The 15,820-nt window shown below is 51.4% G+C and carries 12 protein-coding genes; 6 read left to right on the plus strand and 6 right to left on the minus strand.

Features of this window, described 5'->3' with window-relative positions; translation table 11 throughout:
- The first annotated feature begins 7 nt into the window (after positions 1-7).
- The 3 genes from LK536_RS40460 (at position 8) to LK536_RS40470 (ending at position 3,512) form a co-directional block, all read left to right on the plus strand.
- A complete protein-coding gene (locus LK536_RS40460; protein ID WP_025486977.1) occupies positions 8-688 on the plus strand; it encodes an HlyD family secretion protein in 681 nt (226 codons plus the stop codon).
- 21 nt (positions 689-709) lie between these two features.
- Positions 710-1,882 (plus strand): efflux RND transporter periplasmic adaptor subunit, encoded by a 1,173-nt coding sequence (locus tag LK536_RS40465; protein ID WP_227795985.1) that lies wholly within the window; start codon positions 710-712, stop codon positions 1,880-1,882.
- A gap of 172 nt (positions 1,883-2,054) precedes the next feature.
- On the plus strand, positions 2,055-3,512 hold the full coding sequence (locus LK536_RS40470; RefSeq protein ID WP_227795984.1) for a nicotinate phosphoribosyltransferase: 1,458 nt from the start codon (positions 2,055-2,057) through the stop codon (positions 3,510-3,512).
- 931 nt (positions 3,513-4,443) lie between these two features.
- Here the strand turns inward: LK536_RS40470 and LK536_RS40475 are convergent.
- Entirely contained in the window at positions 4,444-5,199 is a 756-nt protein-coding gene (locus LK536_RS40475; RefSeq protein ID WP_227795983.1) for an SIR2 family NAD-dependent protein deacylase, read from the minus strand.
- 125 nt (positions 5,200-5,324) lie between these two features.
- Complete coding sequence (locus LK536_RS40480) at positions 5,325-6,620, minus strand: galactokinase (protein WP_025486974.1); 1,296 nt, start codon at positions 6,618-6,620, stop codon at positions 5,325-5,327.
- Positions 6,621-6,805: 185 nt separating this feature from the next.
- On the opposite strand from LK536_RS40480, the gene mnmL reads away from it, so the two are divergent.
- Entirely contained in the window at positions 6,806-7,732 is a 927-nt protein-coding gene (gene mnmL, locus LK536_RS40485) for a tRNA modification radical SAM protein MnmL/YtqA (RefSeq protein WP_227795982.1), read from the plus strand.
- A gap of 88 nt (positions 7,733-7,820) precedes the next feature.
- A complete protein-coding gene (locus LK536_RS40490) occupies positions 7,821-9,017 on the plus strand; it encodes an NADP-dependent isocitrate dehydrogenase (protein ID WP_227795981.1) in 1,197 nt (398 codons plus the stop codon).
- Between the two features lie 413 nt (positions 9,018-9,430).
- Here LK536_RS40490 and LK536_RS40495 read toward each other — a convergent pair whose 3' ends face one another.
- Positions 9,431-9,898 carry a hypothetical protein gene (locus LK536_RS40495; protein WP_227795980.1) on the minus strand — a complete coding sequence of 156 codons (468 nt, stop codon included), beginning with the start codon at positions 9,896-9,898 and terminating at the stop codon, positions 9,431-9,433.
- Positions 9,899-9,996: 98 nt separating this feature from the next.
- Positions 9,997-10,692: an aspartate/glutamate racemase family protein gene (locus tag LK536_RS40500; RefSeq protein WP_008716867.1), complete on the minus strand. Its 696-nt coding sequence runs from the start codon at positions 10,690-10,692 to the stop codon at positions 9,997-9,999.
- A 300-nt stretch (positions 10,693-10,992) separates the two neighbouring features.
- Here LK536_RS40500 and trpB point away from each other — a divergent pair, with 300 nt between their 5' ends.
- A complete protein-coding gene (gene trpB, locus LK536_RS40505; protein ID WP_008716869.1) occupies positions 10,993-12,219 on the plus strand; it encodes a tryptophan synthase subunit beta in 1,227 nt (408 codons plus the stop codon).
- A 64-nt stretch (positions 12,220-12,283) separates the two neighbouring features.
- Here trpB and LK536_RS40510 read toward each other — a convergent pair whose 3' ends face one another.
- A complete protein-coding gene (locus LK536_RS40510; RefSeq protein ID WP_227795979.1) occupies positions 12,284-13,822 on the minus strand; it encodes a polysaccharide deacetylase family protein in 1,539 nt (512 codons plus the stop codon).
- Between the two features lie 639 nt (positions 13,823-14,461).
- The gene (locus LK536_RS40515) at positions 14,462-15,817 is read right to left on the minus strand and encodes a CapA family protein (protein ID WP_227795978.1); all 1,356 of its coding nucleotides are present in this window, start codon (positions 15,815-15,817) and stop codon (positions 14,462-14,464) included.
- Positions 15,818-15,820: the final 3 nt, after the last annotated feature.

Below are 15,820 nucleotides of genomic sequence, written 5' to 3' on the forward strand. Positions count from 1 at the left end.
GAATGAAATGAACGATAAAATCCAGAACAATATAGATGGGGAAGAAACCAGCGGCAGGAAGGGAAAACTCAAAAAAATCCTCTACCCCCTGCTCTTCGCCGTGGTCATCATCGGATGCTGCACCGGTTATTACCTGTTCAGCGTAAGCACGAACTATTTCAGCACGGATAACGCCAAGGTTACGGCAAAGCTCTATTCCGTCATGCCAGTTACCAGCGGGAAACTGATATCCTGGGATGTGGAGAACGGCGACCTGGTGGAACAGGACCAGGTGCTGGGCCGTCAGGAAGTGCTTCCGTATATCACGTCCCCCATAACAGGAACCGTTGTCAAGAATGACGGCGCGGCCAACCAGACCGTGGCCGCAGGCACGCCCCTGGCAGTGATTGCCGACACCTCCAACCTGTATATCGGTGTCAATGTGGAGGAAACAGATATCATGAAAATCCATCTGGGCCAGCTGGTGGATGTCAGGCTGGACGCATATCCCCACAGGACATTTAAGGGACAGGTAACTGAAATCGACCCGGCAACCCAGACTTATTTCACCAACACCACCAGCTTTTCCACCAGCGGGACCTACACCAAGGTCACACAGCTGATTCCCATCAAGGTCACCATCGAGAACAAGGAAAACCTGCCTCTGGTGTTCGGAATGAACGCATCTGTAAAGGTACATTTGAAATAAGGAAAAACGGGAGGAATCATAATGAAGAAATTAATAGGAATCGGAGCCGGCCTTATGCTGGCCGCCAGCCTTATCACCGGATGCTCCGGTAACAGCAGCCAGACCGAAGTGACAACCGCCATTGCAAAATCAGGCAGGGACCTGTCCTCCATGGTATGGCAGGGAACCGTGGAGGCCATGAGCACCATTGACATCATGCCGGAAACCAGCGGCAAGGTAACTGCAATCATTGCTTCCGAAGGACAGCATGTGAACAAGGGGGATGTGATATTCCAGGTGGATGACACCAATGCCGCCCTCTCCCTGCAGCAGGCCCAGGCCGGATACGATGCTGCCCAGGCAGCATTCGGCATTGCAAAAAAGGCAAGCGAACAGAATACAAACGTGGCCCCGGCAGAAATCGAGTACACGGACGCCAAAAATAATTTCGCCCGTATGCAGGCCCTTTACGCCGCCAATGCAATCTCCCAGGTGGATTTTGAAAATGCAAGATCCAGGATGGATTCAGCCGAGGCAAAGCTTCAGGCAGCCAGGAACGGCCAGGACGGCAATTACGATTCAGCCAAGGCCCAGCTGGACAGCGCCAAGGCAGCCCTTGACATTGCCCAGAAAAAATACGATGACTGTGCCGTCACCTCTCCCATCACCGGAATGATAACCAAAATCAATGTGGAAACCGGCCAGACCGTGTCCCCCCAGGATACAGGCGCAACCGTCATGGATGACAGCGGGGAAAAGGTGGAAATCCAGGTAGCTGACACGGATATCGGCCAGCTGGCAAAGGGCATGCCCATGGATATAAGCCTCCAGTCCGCCGGAAAGACCTGCCGCGGCAGCATATCTGAAATCTCTGCTGTCTGCGATTCCAAAACAGGCATGTATACCGTCAAAATCCTGCTGGACGCCGATGACAGCCTGCACGACACCGGTCTTATGGCAGATGTCCGCGCCTCTGTCAATGAACCTTCCGCATCCGTATATATTCCATCCAAATGCATCTTTACCGATGATGGTGGGGATTATGTATATGTGGTGTCCGGGGACCAGGCTGAGAAAACGCCTGTCACCAAGGGCAGGAAGAAAAACGCCTACATGGAAATAACCCAGGGTCTTACCCAGGGCAATGAGGTAATCCTGCAAAGCAGCCATTCCCTGGAGGACGGCATGAAGGTGCGGGTACTGACCGTCAAATAGGCCGGAAACAGCGAACGGTGCCGCAGTAAGGATTGTTATATTTTTAACATTTCCTTTGCCTTTTGTAAAATCTGTGCTATACTACTTAGCAACATACAAGCGCAGCCGTCAAAATACAGCGATTCCGCATATCCGCGGACAGCTCCCGGCCACGCACCAGGGAGGAACCTATATGGAACAGAGAAATCTTACGTTACTGACAGACCTGTATGAACTGACCATGATGCAGGGATATTTTAAGGAAAAAGACGCCAACGAGACAGTCATCTTTGACATGTTCTACCGCACCAATCCCCACGGCAATGGCTTTGCCATCTGCGCCGGGCTGGAGCAGGTGATTGAATACATCAGGGACCTGCATTTTGACGAAAGCGACATTGAGTACCTGGGAAGCCTGGGAATATTCGAGGAGGACTTCTTAAAATATCTCCGCGGCTTCCGCTTTACCGGGGACATCTACGCAATCCCGGAGGGGACCATCGTCTTCCCAAGGGAACCGCTGGTCAAGGTCATCGCCCCCATCATGCAGGCGCAGCTGGTGGAGACGGCCCTGCTCAATATCATCAACCACCAGAGCCTGATAGCCACCAAGACCGAGCGCATCGTGTATGCGGCCAAGGGCGACGGCGTCATGGAATTCGGTCTGCGCCGCGCGCAGGGACCGGACGCAGGCGTTTACGGCGCAAGGGCCGCCATGATTGCGGGCTGTATCGGCACCTCCAATGTGCTCTGCGGCAAGATGTTCGATGTTCCGGTCAAGGGTACCCATGCACACAGCTGGATCATGAGTTTCCCGGATGAGCTTACGGCCTTCCGCACCTACGCCAAGCTGTATCCGTCCGCATGCATCCTGCTGGTAGACACCTATGACACCCTGGACTCCGGCGTCCCCAATGCCATCAAGGTATTTAAGGAGATGCGTGAAGCCGGAATCCCCCTTACCTTTTACGGTATCCGCCTGGACAGCGGCGACCTGGCCTACCTGTCCAAGAAGGCCAAGAAAATGCTGGACGACGCCGGATTCCCGGACGCAGTCATCTCCGCTTCCAATGACCTGGATGAAAACCTGATTAACTCCCTGAAGATGCAGGGCGCAACCATCAACTCCTGGGGCGTCGGCACTAACCTGATTACAGCCAAGGACTGCCCGTCCTTTGGCGGAGTGTACAAGCTGGCGGCCGTAAAGGACAAGGCCACCGGACAGTTCATCCCCAAGATCAAGCTTTCAGAAAACGCAGAGAAGATCACCAACCCCTGCAACAAGACCATACAGCGCATTTACGACAAGGCCACCGGCAAGATCATCGCCGATTTAATCTGCCTGGTAGGCGAGGAGTTCAACACGGAAAACTCCCTGCTGCTCTTCGACCCCATTGAAACCTGGAAAAAGACCATGCTGGCCCCTGGCAGCTATACCTTAAGGGAACTGCTTGTACCCATCTTCCTGAACGGTCAGTGCGTATACGATTCCCCTAAGGTAATGGATATCCAGGCCTACTGCAGGAAGGAACTGGACACACTCTGGGACGAGTCCAAACGTCTGATTAACCCGCACACGGTCCATGTGGATCTGTCCAATGAATTGTGGCATATTAAGAATCAGCTGTTGGATTCGTTCCATAGGAATTAAAGTTGGATTTAAGGGGTGGGCGGAGGGGTGAGGTTGTTCCGTCCGTGAGTGGAATGGGGATAGGGACGGTGGAGACGGCTGCGGGGCTAGCAGCTCTAAGCCTCCGGGAACCGGCGCTGGACAAGAGACTGGCGCCCAAACTCGCAGTGAGGTGCTGCCATGGATTTCGGTATCGGGCTCAGACAAAGGACGCCAGTCTCTTAGCACCGCTTCCCGGAGACTAAGACCTGCACGCCCCTGTAGATGCCTCCACCGCCCCCATCCCCATTCCACTCACCCACTACGCTTTTCCTCTTTCCCTTTCCCATCTCTTAAATCCGGGAATAAGAATAAATAAACCAAGCCGAAATATCTCCATATTTTTATAGACTGGACAGGGTAAGTTCTTAATCTTTCTGAATAAGTTCTTATCTATCTCGGGCCTATATGATATGGAAATATTGGGGCTTGGTTTATTTTGTGTATCTTATCTTTTATATCTTTTTTTCCTTTATTTTTTATCCCTTATCTTCATCTCTTATCTCCGACCTGACGGACTTAGCATATGGAATACGATATGTTAACGCCTGCGAGTCTCTCTTTACTCCCGGGTTGGGTGTTTATGTAGTGATAGGAATACACAGCAACCTCTTCATAGCCTTAGCAGGAGGCAGGGGTGGGAGGCGGACGGGGTGGCGGGAGCTTGTGGAGGGGGGATGGTTTGCTTGCTCAGGCAGGCGGCGGAAACGGGGCCGAGCGAGGGCCTCAAAGCCCGAGCGCAGAGTCTCCACGGATGAAAAATCATCAAGATTTTTCGGTAGTTGAGACGGTGCCCCGTTTCCGGTGCCTGCCTGAGTTAGCAAACCATGTCCCCGGAACCAGCCCCCGCCACCCCGTCCGCCTCCCACCCCTGCCTCCGGGGATGCATCAGAATCAGAGGTTGCATCCCTCTTCAAAAATCATAAACCCCCATCCCCACCAACAACGGCAGCACATTCTGGGGCAGATCATATATCACCATATCCGCCTTCTCATCCAAAGGCCTGGGCGCCCTGTGGATGATTATCATCTTCTTTCCCTGGAAATACCGGATGTAATGACTGTATACATCGGAGCGCAGGCTTGTTCCAAGAACAAGGAGTACGTCGGCTTTGGATATCTCCTGGGTGGTGCGGCTTACCATCTGGCTGTCCACCATTTCCCCGTACAGGAACGTGCCTGGGCGGATGATGTGGCCGCAGTCCTCACACAGGGGGACGTGCCTGGAATTCCTTATGTAGTCCATGGAGTAATGCTTTCCACAGTGGGTGCATGTATTTTCATATATCCCGCCGTGGAGGTATATCACATTCTTTGTCTCAGCGGACCTTGGCAGGTCGTAAATGCTGGTGGTCACCATGCACTGGAGCATACCGCGCCTCTCCATCTCTGTCAGCGCCTCCACGGACGGGGTCATCCTTGGTATCTTCTCCAGTATCTCACGCCTGTAAAAATCATAGAACAGTTCCGGTCTCCTGGAAAAACAGGATATGTGGAACAGCTCCTCCGGGGACTGCCCATATTCCTGCTCAATCTCATAGGCACGTCCCTCCTGTTTAAGTCCTAAGATACCGCCTTCCTCCAGCATTCCGGAACCGCAGACAGCTACCGTATAACGGCTCTCAGCCAATGCCTCTTTCAGGAGTTTCAATGTTTCCTCACCTATCATACTGATTCTCCTCCCTATCTCATTTCTGAGTCCCATTATACCGCAATGTCCCCTTGATGACCACTGGATTTCACAATATTTACCGCCCTTTCATCGACAAAACACGCAGGCAGTACTGCCCTGTTTTATTTTATGTACCCGTTGACACAGATGGCTCCGTAGGGACGGATGCTCATCCTGAAGGCGCTTCCCTTGCCTGTGCAGTTTTCAATGTAGGTGATGTATTCATCCACCAGTTCGTTGGGCAGCATGGCCATGATGACACCGGCGAACCCGCCTCCGTGGACACGGCAGGCGCCTTTCTGCTTCCCGGCAATGAACAGTTCCGTGAGGGCCAGGGTCACGGTGATTCCCTGTTCCTGATAATTGCTGTTGGTAAAGCAGTTCTGGAGCCATTTCCAGGAGGAATTGCCGGAAGCTGTGATATTGGCTAAGAAGTCTTCAAAACGGTTCTCCTTTAAGGCTGCCACCTCTGCTTCCACCCTCTTGTTCTCCTCAAAGAAATGCAGGGCGCGCAGCACGGAACGGTCGCCTGCAAACTGGCGCACTTCTGCCAGGTTACTGATTACCTCCTCCTCTGTCACCTGTGACAGAACTTCCTTGCCAAAGAACTGGGCCACCTTCTTCATCTCATTGGGGACGGATGAATAATCGGCGCTCAGGTCCGCATGGCCTTTTCCGGTCTGTACGATGATCAGGCTGTGGTTCTGTGAGCCAAAGTCAAAATCTATCTTCTCCACTGCCGGTGCGCTGGGTTCCACGAAGTCAATGGTAATCAGCCCGCCCACCGCGCAGGCCATCTGGTCCAGAAGGCCTGAGGCCTTGTCCCAGTAGTTATTCTCGGAGTATTTGCCAATATGGGCATAGGCCACGGTATCCATACGGCCCTCATTGAAAAATGTATTCAGCATGGAACACAGGAGCATCTCAAAGGATGCGGATGAACTGACGCCTGCCGCGCTGATGACATTGCTTGTTATATATGCATTAAATCCGCCCACCGAATACCCGGACTCCTCAAATCCCTTTAAAAGGCCCTTTACCAGGTCCACGGTCCCCGCCTTTTTCTCACTGGGTTCCAGATGGTTCAGATCGATGGTAAAGTCCTGGTTGTATGTCTCACTTACAATATGTACATGGCTGGAGCTGTTTTTTGCGGCAACGCCCACGCAATCCAGGTTAATGCTTCCCGCCAGCACCTTGCCGTGATTGTGGTCCGTATGGTTTCCGCTGATTTCCGTGCGTCCCGGTGAGGAAAATAAGAGCACGTCCCCGCTGTCCCCAAAGGTCTTCTCATATCCTTTCAGCAGTTCCTGATACCGCGCCACGTTCCCTGCCACGGCATCCTCTCCGTATAACTTAGCCAGAAGTGTTTTAGCGCCTTCACTTTCCATCATCTGAATGGTCTCATTTACCTTCATGCCTTACCTCTCCTTTATCATACACAAAATCAGGGGCGGGCACCCCTGTCTGGGATTAGTTTATCACAGCATGGCCTGTGCCCACAATAGAATATTTTATGTCTTTGTATCAATTTTTATGGAAATGCCCCCGGTTTCCTGCTATAATCCAAAAATGAAAAATCTAAAAAGGCGGTGCCCCTGATATGGACTGGAACGGTAAACCCTATCATTCCCTGGACTATGAGTTAAAAAAACAATTTGGCCAAAAAGTGTATAAGCTTTCCTTAAACGGCGGCATGACCTGCCCGGGCCGTGACGGGACCCTTGGCAGCGGCCCATGTATCTTCTGCAGCGCAGGAGGCTCCGGGGACTTTGCCGCACCTGTGATGGATTCTGTCCATGAACAGATTGAAGCTGCCAAGCTGCAGGTGCAAAGGAAAATGTCCGGCCCTGGTTCCTATATCGCCTATTTCCAGTCCTATACCAACACCTATGCCCCGCTGTCCCATCTCAGGGCCATATTCACAGACGCTATCCGCCACCCTGACATCGCTGCCCTGTCCGTTGCAACCAGGCCGGACTGCCTGGGGCCTGAAGTGGTGGATCTGCTGCGGGAACTTAATTCAATAAAACCGGTGTGGGTGGAACTTGGACTGCAGACCATCCACGAATCCACGGCCTGTTTCATCCGCAGGGGCTATCCCCTGCCTGTCTTCGAATCCGCCCTTCTCCGGCTTAAGGAGGCAGGGATTACGGTCATTGTCCACGTTATCCTGGGACTTCCTGGTGAAACCAGGGAAATGATGCTTGAGACGGTAAGGTATCTGGCGAAGGGTGTGGTGGATGGCATCAAGCTTCAGCTGCTCCACATCCTGAACGGCACGGACCTGGCCAGGATTTACCGGGATACCCCCTTTCCGGTGCTGTCCATGGAGGAATACCTTGACCTTGTGATTGACTGTGTGGAACTGCTCCCCCCTGACATGACCATTCACCGGATTACAGGGGACGGTCCCAAAAAGCTTTTGGTTTCCCCGCTGTGGAGCGGGAATAAGCGACTTGTGCTGAACAGCCTTCACCGGCGTTTTAAGGAAAGGGATACGTGGCAGGGAAAGCATTTTCCTCTATGAATCCCAATTTTTAGGGAATGAAACCCTTGTGCTGAAAAGCAATTCGTCGTATACTATAACATAATGCGAAAAATCAGGAGGACATAGTATGGACAAAATTAAGATGACCACCCCCATCGTAGAGATGGACGGCGATGAGATGACAAGGATTCTCTGGCAGATGATTAAGGACAACCTGCTTCTGCCGTACATAGATCTGAAGACAGAGTACTACGACCTTGGCCTGGAATACAGGGATGAAACCGATGACCAGGTAACCATCGATTCTGCCAACGCCACCAAGAAGTACGGTGTGGCCGTCAAGTGCGCCACCATCACCCCCAACGCTGCCCGTGTGGAGGAATATCATCTGAAGGAAATGTGGAAAAGTCCAAACGCCACCATCCGTGCCATCCTGGACGGCACCGTGTTCCGTGCCCCCATTGTGGTGAAGGGGATTGAGCCATGCGTAAAGTGCTGGAAAAAGCCCATCACCATTGCAAGACACGCTTACGGCGATGTCTATAAGGCGTCTGAGATGAAGATTCCGGGACCCGGGAAGGTAGAGCTGGTATACACGGCTGAGGACGGAACGGAGAGCCGTGAACTGATCCACAGCTTTAACTGCCCGGGAATCGTACAGGGCATGCACAATGTGAACAGATCCATTGAAAGCTTTGCCAGAAGCTGTTTCAACTATGCCCTTGATACCAGACAGGACCTGTGGTTTGCCACCAAGGATACCATTTCCAAAAAGTATGACCATACCTTCAAGGATATTTTCCAGGATATTTTTGATGCGGAATACACAAAGAAATTCGAGGACGCCGGAATCACTTATTTCTACACCCTGATTGATGACGCGGTTGCCCGTGTCATGAAGTCCGAGGGCGGCTATATCTGGGCCTGCAAGAACTATGACGGTGATGTGATGAGCGATATGATTTCCTCTGCCTTCGGTTCCCTGGCCATGATGACCTCTGTCCTGGTGTCACCGGACGGCAACTTTGAGTATGAGGCCGCCCACGGCACCGTACAGCGTCATTACTATAAGCACTTAAAGGGCGAGGAAACCTCCACCAACTCCGTTGCCACCATCTTCGCATGGACAGGCGCCCTTCGTAAGCGCGGCGAACTGGACGGCAATAAGGAACTGATGGAATTTGCAGACAGGCTGGAGAAGGCCACCTTGGATACCATTGAGGAAGGCGAGATGACCAAGGACCTGGCCCTGATCACAACCAATCCAAATCCGGTTGTACTGAACAGCGAGGACTTTATAAAGGCGATTGCGCGCAGGCTATAGATATTGGTATTTTCAAATTAAATTAAAAATAATAAAACAGTGTGCATGGCGTATGGATATTATATCAGCCAGGCACACTGTTCTTCGTTTGAAAGATATTCCCAACCTATTGCTGTACAGAGCTATTGCTGTACAGAGCTACGGACGCTTTAGCACTGAGGGCGGCGCCTGGTTCACCCAATCTCACCAGTCGGGATACTTGCCGGGGAAGCGTATCTAAGAACAACCCGCTGACTGCAATATCCCATAGGGATTTCAGTTTCTTTATCCACTATTTCAATCCAAATGTTAACATCATGATCGTTGCAAAATTGTGACAGCTCATAAGCAGATAGGCCTTCCCCGGTAAAATCCATATTGTAATCCCGATCGTATTCAAGTGGATAGACCACGGTTTCCTTCAAGGACATGATTTAACCATCCGGATATATTATGCCGCGAAGCCATATCTCATGACCGGCAGGATTAATATTACATTTTGAACTGGGTAAGCGGAATGTGCCTACACTGTCATCTAAAATATAACACAGTTTACCATGATGGTATTCACTTTCATAGAGAGGAACCGGTTCGCCTTCAATCGCTATGGATGCGTTTTCATTCCAGCACCGGATGCCATTATTACTGACTGCTTTCGGCCCGGCATTACATTTTCCATCCTTGTCCACCTGGTATCCATCCGGGGTTATTGTGTCAGAAAGCATATATCCATTATGATCAAAATAGTAGCATTCGGATTGTATTAGAATCCATTCATCATATGGATAAGAGCCATCATCATATTGATACCACCAGCCATTGGCGTCCTTTTGCCACTGTCCGGCAAATGCGGTAAAACTCATACTGATTGATAATAATGCGGTTAGGATGATTCTTTTCATAGTTACCCCCTTATTGATTAAAAAGAGATTATTGCTTCCATCCGCCGGGAAGTACTGCACGTATGCCCTTTACTTCCCTTCCGGCTGTCTCCCGGTTCCTACCCACTGATTATCTCTTCTACCAGCGCCTGCACATGTATCTTCATGGTATCCAGACATGGCACCGGGGAAATCCGGTCATTGAGGGCCAGCGGCAGTTCGGTGCAGCCCAGAATGACGGCCTGTATGCCATCTTCCTCCACCATCCTCCTTATGATCCTCACAAGCCCTTCCTGTGTCTCTTCCCTGACATCCGCAAATTCCAGTTCCGTGTATATTTTCTCATTGATATATTCCATCTCATCTTCCCGGGGACTTATGACCTGGATGCCGCTTTCTTCAAAAGGCCTTTGAAAAAAGCTGCCTTTCATGGTAAATATTGTCCCCATCAGCCCCAGTCTTGTCAGTCCCCGCCTGTTTGCTTCCCCACAGGCAGCTTCGATGATACTTACCAGAGGGATGGGCGTCTGCTTCTTCAGCTGGTCAAATACGATATGGGGCGTGTTGGCGGACAGTGCGCCGACCTCCGCCCCGGCCGCCGCAAGGTTCCTGACTGCGGCCAGCAGGTAAGCGGTCAGCTCCTCGTAGCGCCCTTCGTTGCAGAACCTCTGGATGTCAAATACATTCACACTTTCCAGTGAAAGAAAAGGCAGTACATTTTCTCCCATCCTCTCACGGACCCCATAGATGATCCCCCTGTAATAGGGAACCGTGGATTCCGGTCCCATCCCACCCACCAATCCCAATTTTTTCATGGCATATACCTCCGTATACTCTGCCTTTATCCATATGGCTGGATGAAGCATCCAGGGTGTGTCTGAACATACATTCCCGCCTTCTGCCCTAAGGAATCCACAGGAATCCACCAAAGGTACCCACTTAGGGTAAAGCACGCCCTGGCCCAGATCAGCTGAACCATACTGGAATTCCGGCTTTTTATGTCTATAGATACAGGATACTACTGACACCAGCTGTTTTCAAGCTGAAATGCGATTGAAATGTACCCCAAATAAAGCTATAATGGATAACATCACGATACGTTAAAGGAGAAGGATATGGATTACAGGACATATTTAAAGAACTATCCCGATAAGGATGGCCGTTTTGGCCCTTACGGCGGCGCTTACCTGACCGATGAGCTGGTTCCTGCTTTTGAGGAAATCGCAGACGCCTACCAGACCATCTGCCACTCTTCCCAGTTCATCAATGAACTGCGCAGGATACGCAAGGAGTTCCAGGGCAGGCCCACGCCGGTTTACCACTGTGAGCGTCTGTCCAAGAAAATCGGGAACTGCCAGATTTACCTGAAGCGGGAGGATTTAAACCATACCGGCGCCCATAAGCTGAACCACTGCATGGGCGAGGGCCTCCTCGCCAAGTTCATGGGCAAGAAGCGTCTGATTGCAGAAACAGGCGCGGGGCAGCACGGCGTGGCCCTGGCAACGGCCGCCGCCTTCTTTGGCCTGGAATGCGAGATACACATGGGTGAAGTTGACATTGCAAAGCAGGCCCCCAATGTTACCAGGATGAAGATTCTGGGGGCAAAGGTCGTACCGGTCACCCATGGCCTTAAGACCTTAAAGGAAGCAGTGGATTCTGCATTTGAATCCTATGCCAAAAACTACAAGGACTCCATCTACTGCATCGGTTCCGCTTTAGGCCCGCATCCCTTCCCACTGATGGTGCGGGATTTCCAGTCGGTTGTGGGATATGAGGCCAGGGACCAGTTCTATGAGATGACAGGCATGTTCCCGGATGAAGTGTGCGCCTGCGTGGGAGGAGGCAGCAACTCCATCGGCATGTTCATCCCGTTTTTAGATGACCCGGTAGACATTACCGGAATTGAACCTCTTGGAAGAGGTGAAAAGCTGGGCGACCATGCAGCTTCCATGAAATTCGGCGAGAAGGGCATCATGCACGGCTTTGAAAGCATCATGTTAAAAGATGAAAATGGTGAACCGGCTCCGGTTTATTCCATTGCCAGCGGCCTGGATTACCCATCCGTGGGACCGGAACACGCGTTCCTCCATGACCTTGGACGGGTCAGATACGAGACGGTCAGCGACGAGGAAGCCATGGAAGCATTTTTCAAATTATCCCGGTACGAAGGAATCATCCCGGCCATTGAAAGCTCCCATGCCGTTGCCTACGCCATGCGCAGGGCAAAAGAGATGAGGCAGGGTTCCATCCTGGTATGCTTAAGCGGCAGGGGCGACAAGGATATTGATTATGTGGTTGAGCATTATGGTTATGGGGAACAGTTTTTAGATGGACAGGAATAAATCATGCCAGATGCATGAAAATGGACAGGAGGCCTGAAGGGGCCTCCTGTTTTCCATATAATTCCTATTTTCGGATATTAAAATATACCTGGCCTGCTTCCAGGGGGACACCTTTGGCAGCATACATCTCGCTGACCGTGACAAGCTGGTAACCCTGGGCAACCAGTTGTGGGACCGCTGCCTCAAAGGCTTCCGCCGTGGATGGATAAAGATCATGCATCAGTATGATGCTCCCATCCTTTGCCTGGGATAACAAGGTGGAAAGAATGGCGTCCTTATCCTTACTGGACCAGTCTTCCGTATCAATATTCCACTGAATCATGGGATAGGATACAAGCCCTGATACCTGTCCCTTAAATGCGCCGTAAGGCACCCGTACCAGTTTGGGCCGGAAGCCGGTCACTGCCTCCACTGCGTCATTGGTCATCTCTACCTGGGAAATGACTTCCTCCGGAGCAAGATTTTCCAGGTTTTTATGGTTATATGTATGGTTTCCGATTTCGGACCCGGAGTTGTGGATCCGTTTCAGGGTATCTTTATAATCATTGACACGGCTTCCAACAATAAAGAAGGTGGCCCTGCCTCCATAGGCATCCAATACGTCCAAGATCCTCTGATCCACCTTTGTGAAAGGACCGTCATCAAAGGTAAATGCAATCATGGGTTTTGACGCATCCACAGGCCCTGGGATTGAGGACAGTTTTCCTGAGGGATCAACGCTTTCTGCCGATGGTGCGGCGGCTGATGGACCTGCCGCCACAGCTGGTCCATATTCATTGCCGGATCCTCCCAGCGGCTCAATGGTCTTAAGGTCCGGCGCCGTGACTTTCTCAGCGCCATCTGAAACAGCAGTTCCCGGCGCAGCGCCTGAGACAGCCCCCGTGAAAGGCGGAAGGTTTTGATTCCGGCCAGGGCCTGTGAGTTCAGCTTTTGCCTTGGAATTGCCGTTTTTGGGATTCGCACTATTAGGATTCGTACTATTGGGATCCGTACTATTGGGATTCACACTATTGTGATCTGTACTATTTGAACCTGTATTATTTATACCTGTATTATTTGTATCCGTATTGTTTGTATCCGTATTATTTATGTCTGTACTATTTGCGTCCGTGCTATTTGAATTTGCCTGATCCGCATCTGTGCGGTTTTTGTCCGTATCTGTACGGTCCGTACCCGTCCCTTCTGCGTCACCGCTGTCCGTATCCGATTGACTGGTTCCTATACCGCCGCCGGAATTACCGTTTCCATCCTCACCGCTTCCACCTGGCCCGGCAGTTCCGTTTCCTCCCATAATTCTTCCATTCCCCTCTCCCCCGTTCATGCCTGCCCCGATTACGGCTGTCCAGGCAGAGGAAAAGAAACCATGGTCCCCGGCGGACAAGTTCTTTCCGTAGTAAAATAGTTGTGCCACACAGAACACGGCCACCAGTACCAGGGTAAGCTTTCCTCCCAACTGCAGGGTTGAGTGGACGCCTTCCCTGCGGATTTTGGCACGGCGTGTTCTGCTGGGCTGCCTGCGCGGTTTGAAGCCGGCAGGTTTCTTCTTGTATAAGGATTTTGTATGGGCAGCTTTATTTGCCTTTTTCTTTGTGTTATAAATCATCTATATTTATCTCCTGTATAACCTAATGCCGCCTTGGCATAACGATACTGTTATGAGGCACGCTGCCGCCGATACAGATATCAGGCACCCTATTCACAGTTATTTGCGCAACGCGGTACTGGGTTAATCACTTTACTCTATTAGACGGAAAAACATGTGAAAAAGTTTCACATCTACGAAAATAATGCTGATTCCAGACCAGCCTTTCCATTGTAATCATATGCAGGGATTCTGTCTATGGATTTAATGAAATTGAAAGAATAGTTTCAGAAAGAGGAGTAGGGAATCTCCGGCTATCAAGCCTGGAATCCTGGAATCGTACAAAATAAAAAGGCCCGAATCATTCCATATTTATCAGGAATCATCCGAGGCCAATATTTTCTTAATTTCAGGATGTGTGACACATATATACCAGCAGGGACATCCAGTCCACATGACGGGTCAGGACAATCGGCAGCCGGGCGCATGGCGCTTCAGCTCAAACAACACCGGGCACACTGCACTCCAGCGCAAACAACATCGGACATATTGCGCTCCAACGCAAATATCACCGGACACATTGTACTCCAATACAATCAGCAGTCCGGGGACATGGCTACCCGCCCGCCCCGGACTGCTTCGGGAATGATGCTTCCCGGCCTATTCTTCAGACAATGCCTTTATCTCCTCATTAACCATGACATCATAAGATATGCTGGTCATATACTGGTAAAACTCCTGCTTTTTTGCATCTTCGGTTATGGCGCGCGTATATCCGCCGGAGGAAGTACCTGGCACCATCTCAAGTGAGAGCGCCTCCCCGTCCCAGTCAGCCTTAAGGAGCGCTGTCCTGGGAATGCTGCTGCCGAATATGAAATTACCAAGACTGTATATAATGGGCTTCCCTTTATAATATTCCATTCCCTGAAGCACATGGGGGTGGCTGCCGATTACCATGTCGGCCCCCGCGTCAATATACTGTTTCCCCATGGTCCTCTGGTACTCTTGGGGGCGTTCATCCCGCTCAATTCCCCAGTGCACATATACGATAACAAAATCGCATGCTTCTTTGGCTTTCTTTATCTCTTCCAGCAGCAGGGCCGGGTCATAGGTGGTCAGCATACCCGGGCCATTGGCAGTGGCATTCCACGAACCCACGGGGATTACCCTGGATGCTCCCAGAAAGCCGATTTTCTTTCCTTTTATTTCCATGATGACCGGCTTTTTTGCCTCATCCAGGTTGGCGCCTGCGCCTACCCTGAATATTCCGGCCTGATCCAGTGTATCACATGTGTCCAGCAGGGCATCGGTCCCAAAATCCAGGGCATGGTTGTTGGCAAGGGTCACGATGTCGATTCCCAGTTCCTGGAATATGGATACCTTCTCCGGAGGCAGGCGGAAGGTGAACTGTTTATCCGCCGCTGCCGCTCCCCTGTTGCTGAATGGAAATTCCTCATTTACCATGAATACATCGCTGCTGTCAATGATGGAACGGAACGTCCCATCCACCACACCGCTTATATTCCCGGCCTTATCATAGGCGCCCAGTACATGGTCTGATAAAAGTATGTCCCCTGCGAACACAAAGTGGATGACAGGGTCCTCTGCCCCATCCACACCAGGCTCCCCATTGTCCATGTCCTGGTCCTGTCCGTTTGCGGCTGTTCCCAGACCATCTTCCAGGGAAGCCCCATCCGTTCCAGACCCCTGGCCGTCCCCTGCTTTTGCCAGCTGTCCCTCAGATGCAGGGTCCCATGGCCCGTCGCTGTCCCAGGGTCCGTTCCCGCCCCGGTTTCCATGCAGGCTGTCCCCATCCTCCGGCCTGCCTTCCGCCTGAACCGGATTCCCTGATCCGCCGGACATTTCCATATCCGGTGCGCTGTCCTTGAAGGAGCCTATATCCTCCGCCTTCACGTATCTGTTATGGGTGGCGCTCCACACAAGATATCCGGTTATTCCTGCCAGCATGATTCCAAGGATAATCACGGCTGTCAGCATTATGTTCCTTCTGTTCATTCA

Source organism: Clostridium pacaense, assembly GCF_020709765.2.
GTDB classification, from domain to species: Bacteria; Bacillota; Clostridia; order Lachnospirales; family Lachnospiraceae; genus Enterocloster; species Enterocloster hominis.

Excerpts from the sequence above, each read along its gene's own strand:
- LK536_RS40460 (WP_025486977.1), top strand. The coding sequence starts at position 8 with ATGAACGATAAAATCCAGAACAATATAGATGGGGAAGAAACCAGCGGC.
- LK536_RS40465 (WP_227795985.1), top strand. The coding sequence starts at position 710 with ATGAAGAAATTAATAGGAATCGGAGCCGGCCTTATGCTGGCCGCCAGC.
- LK536_RS40470 (WP_227795984.1), top strand. The coding sequence starts at position 2,055 with ATGGAACAGAGAAATCTTACGTTACTGACAGACCTGTATGAACTGACC.
- LK536_RS40475 (WP_227795983.1), bottom strand. The coding sequence starts at position 5,199 with ATGATAGGTGAGGAAACATTGAAACTCCTGAAAGAGGCATTGGCTGAG.
- LK536_RS40480 (WP_025486974.1), bottom strand. The coding sequence starts at position 6,620 with ATGAAGGTAAATGAGACCATTCAGATGATGGAAAGTGAAGGCGCTAAA.
- mnmL (WP_227795982.1), top strand. The coding sequence starts at position 6,806 with ATGGACTGGAACGGTAAACCCTATCATTCCCTGGACTATGAGTTAAAA.
- LK536_RS40490 (WP_227795981.1), top strand. The coding sequence starts at position 7,821 with ATGGACAAAATTAAGATGACCACCCCCATCGTAGAGATGGACGGCGAT.
- LK536_RS40495 (WP_227795980.1), bottom strand. The coding sequence starts at position 9,898 with ATGAAAAGAATCATCCTAACCGCATTATTATCAATCAGTATGAGTTTT.
- LK536_RS40500 (WP_008716867.1), bottom strand. The coding sequence starts at position 10,692 with ATGAAAAAATTGGGATTGGTGGGTGGGATGGGACCGGAATCCACGGTT.
- trpB (WP_008716869.1), top strand. The coding sequence starts at position 10,993 with ATGGATTACAGGACATATTTAAAGAACTATCCCGATAAGGATGGCCGT.
- LK536_RS40510 (WP_227795979.1), bottom strand. The coding sequence starts at position 13,822 with ATGATTTATAACACAAAGAAAAAGGCAAATAAAGCTGCCCATACAAAA.
- LK536_RS40515 (WP_227795978.1), bottom strand. The coding sequence starts at position 15,817 with ATGAACAGAAGGAACATAATGCTGACAGCCGTGATTATCCTTGGAATC.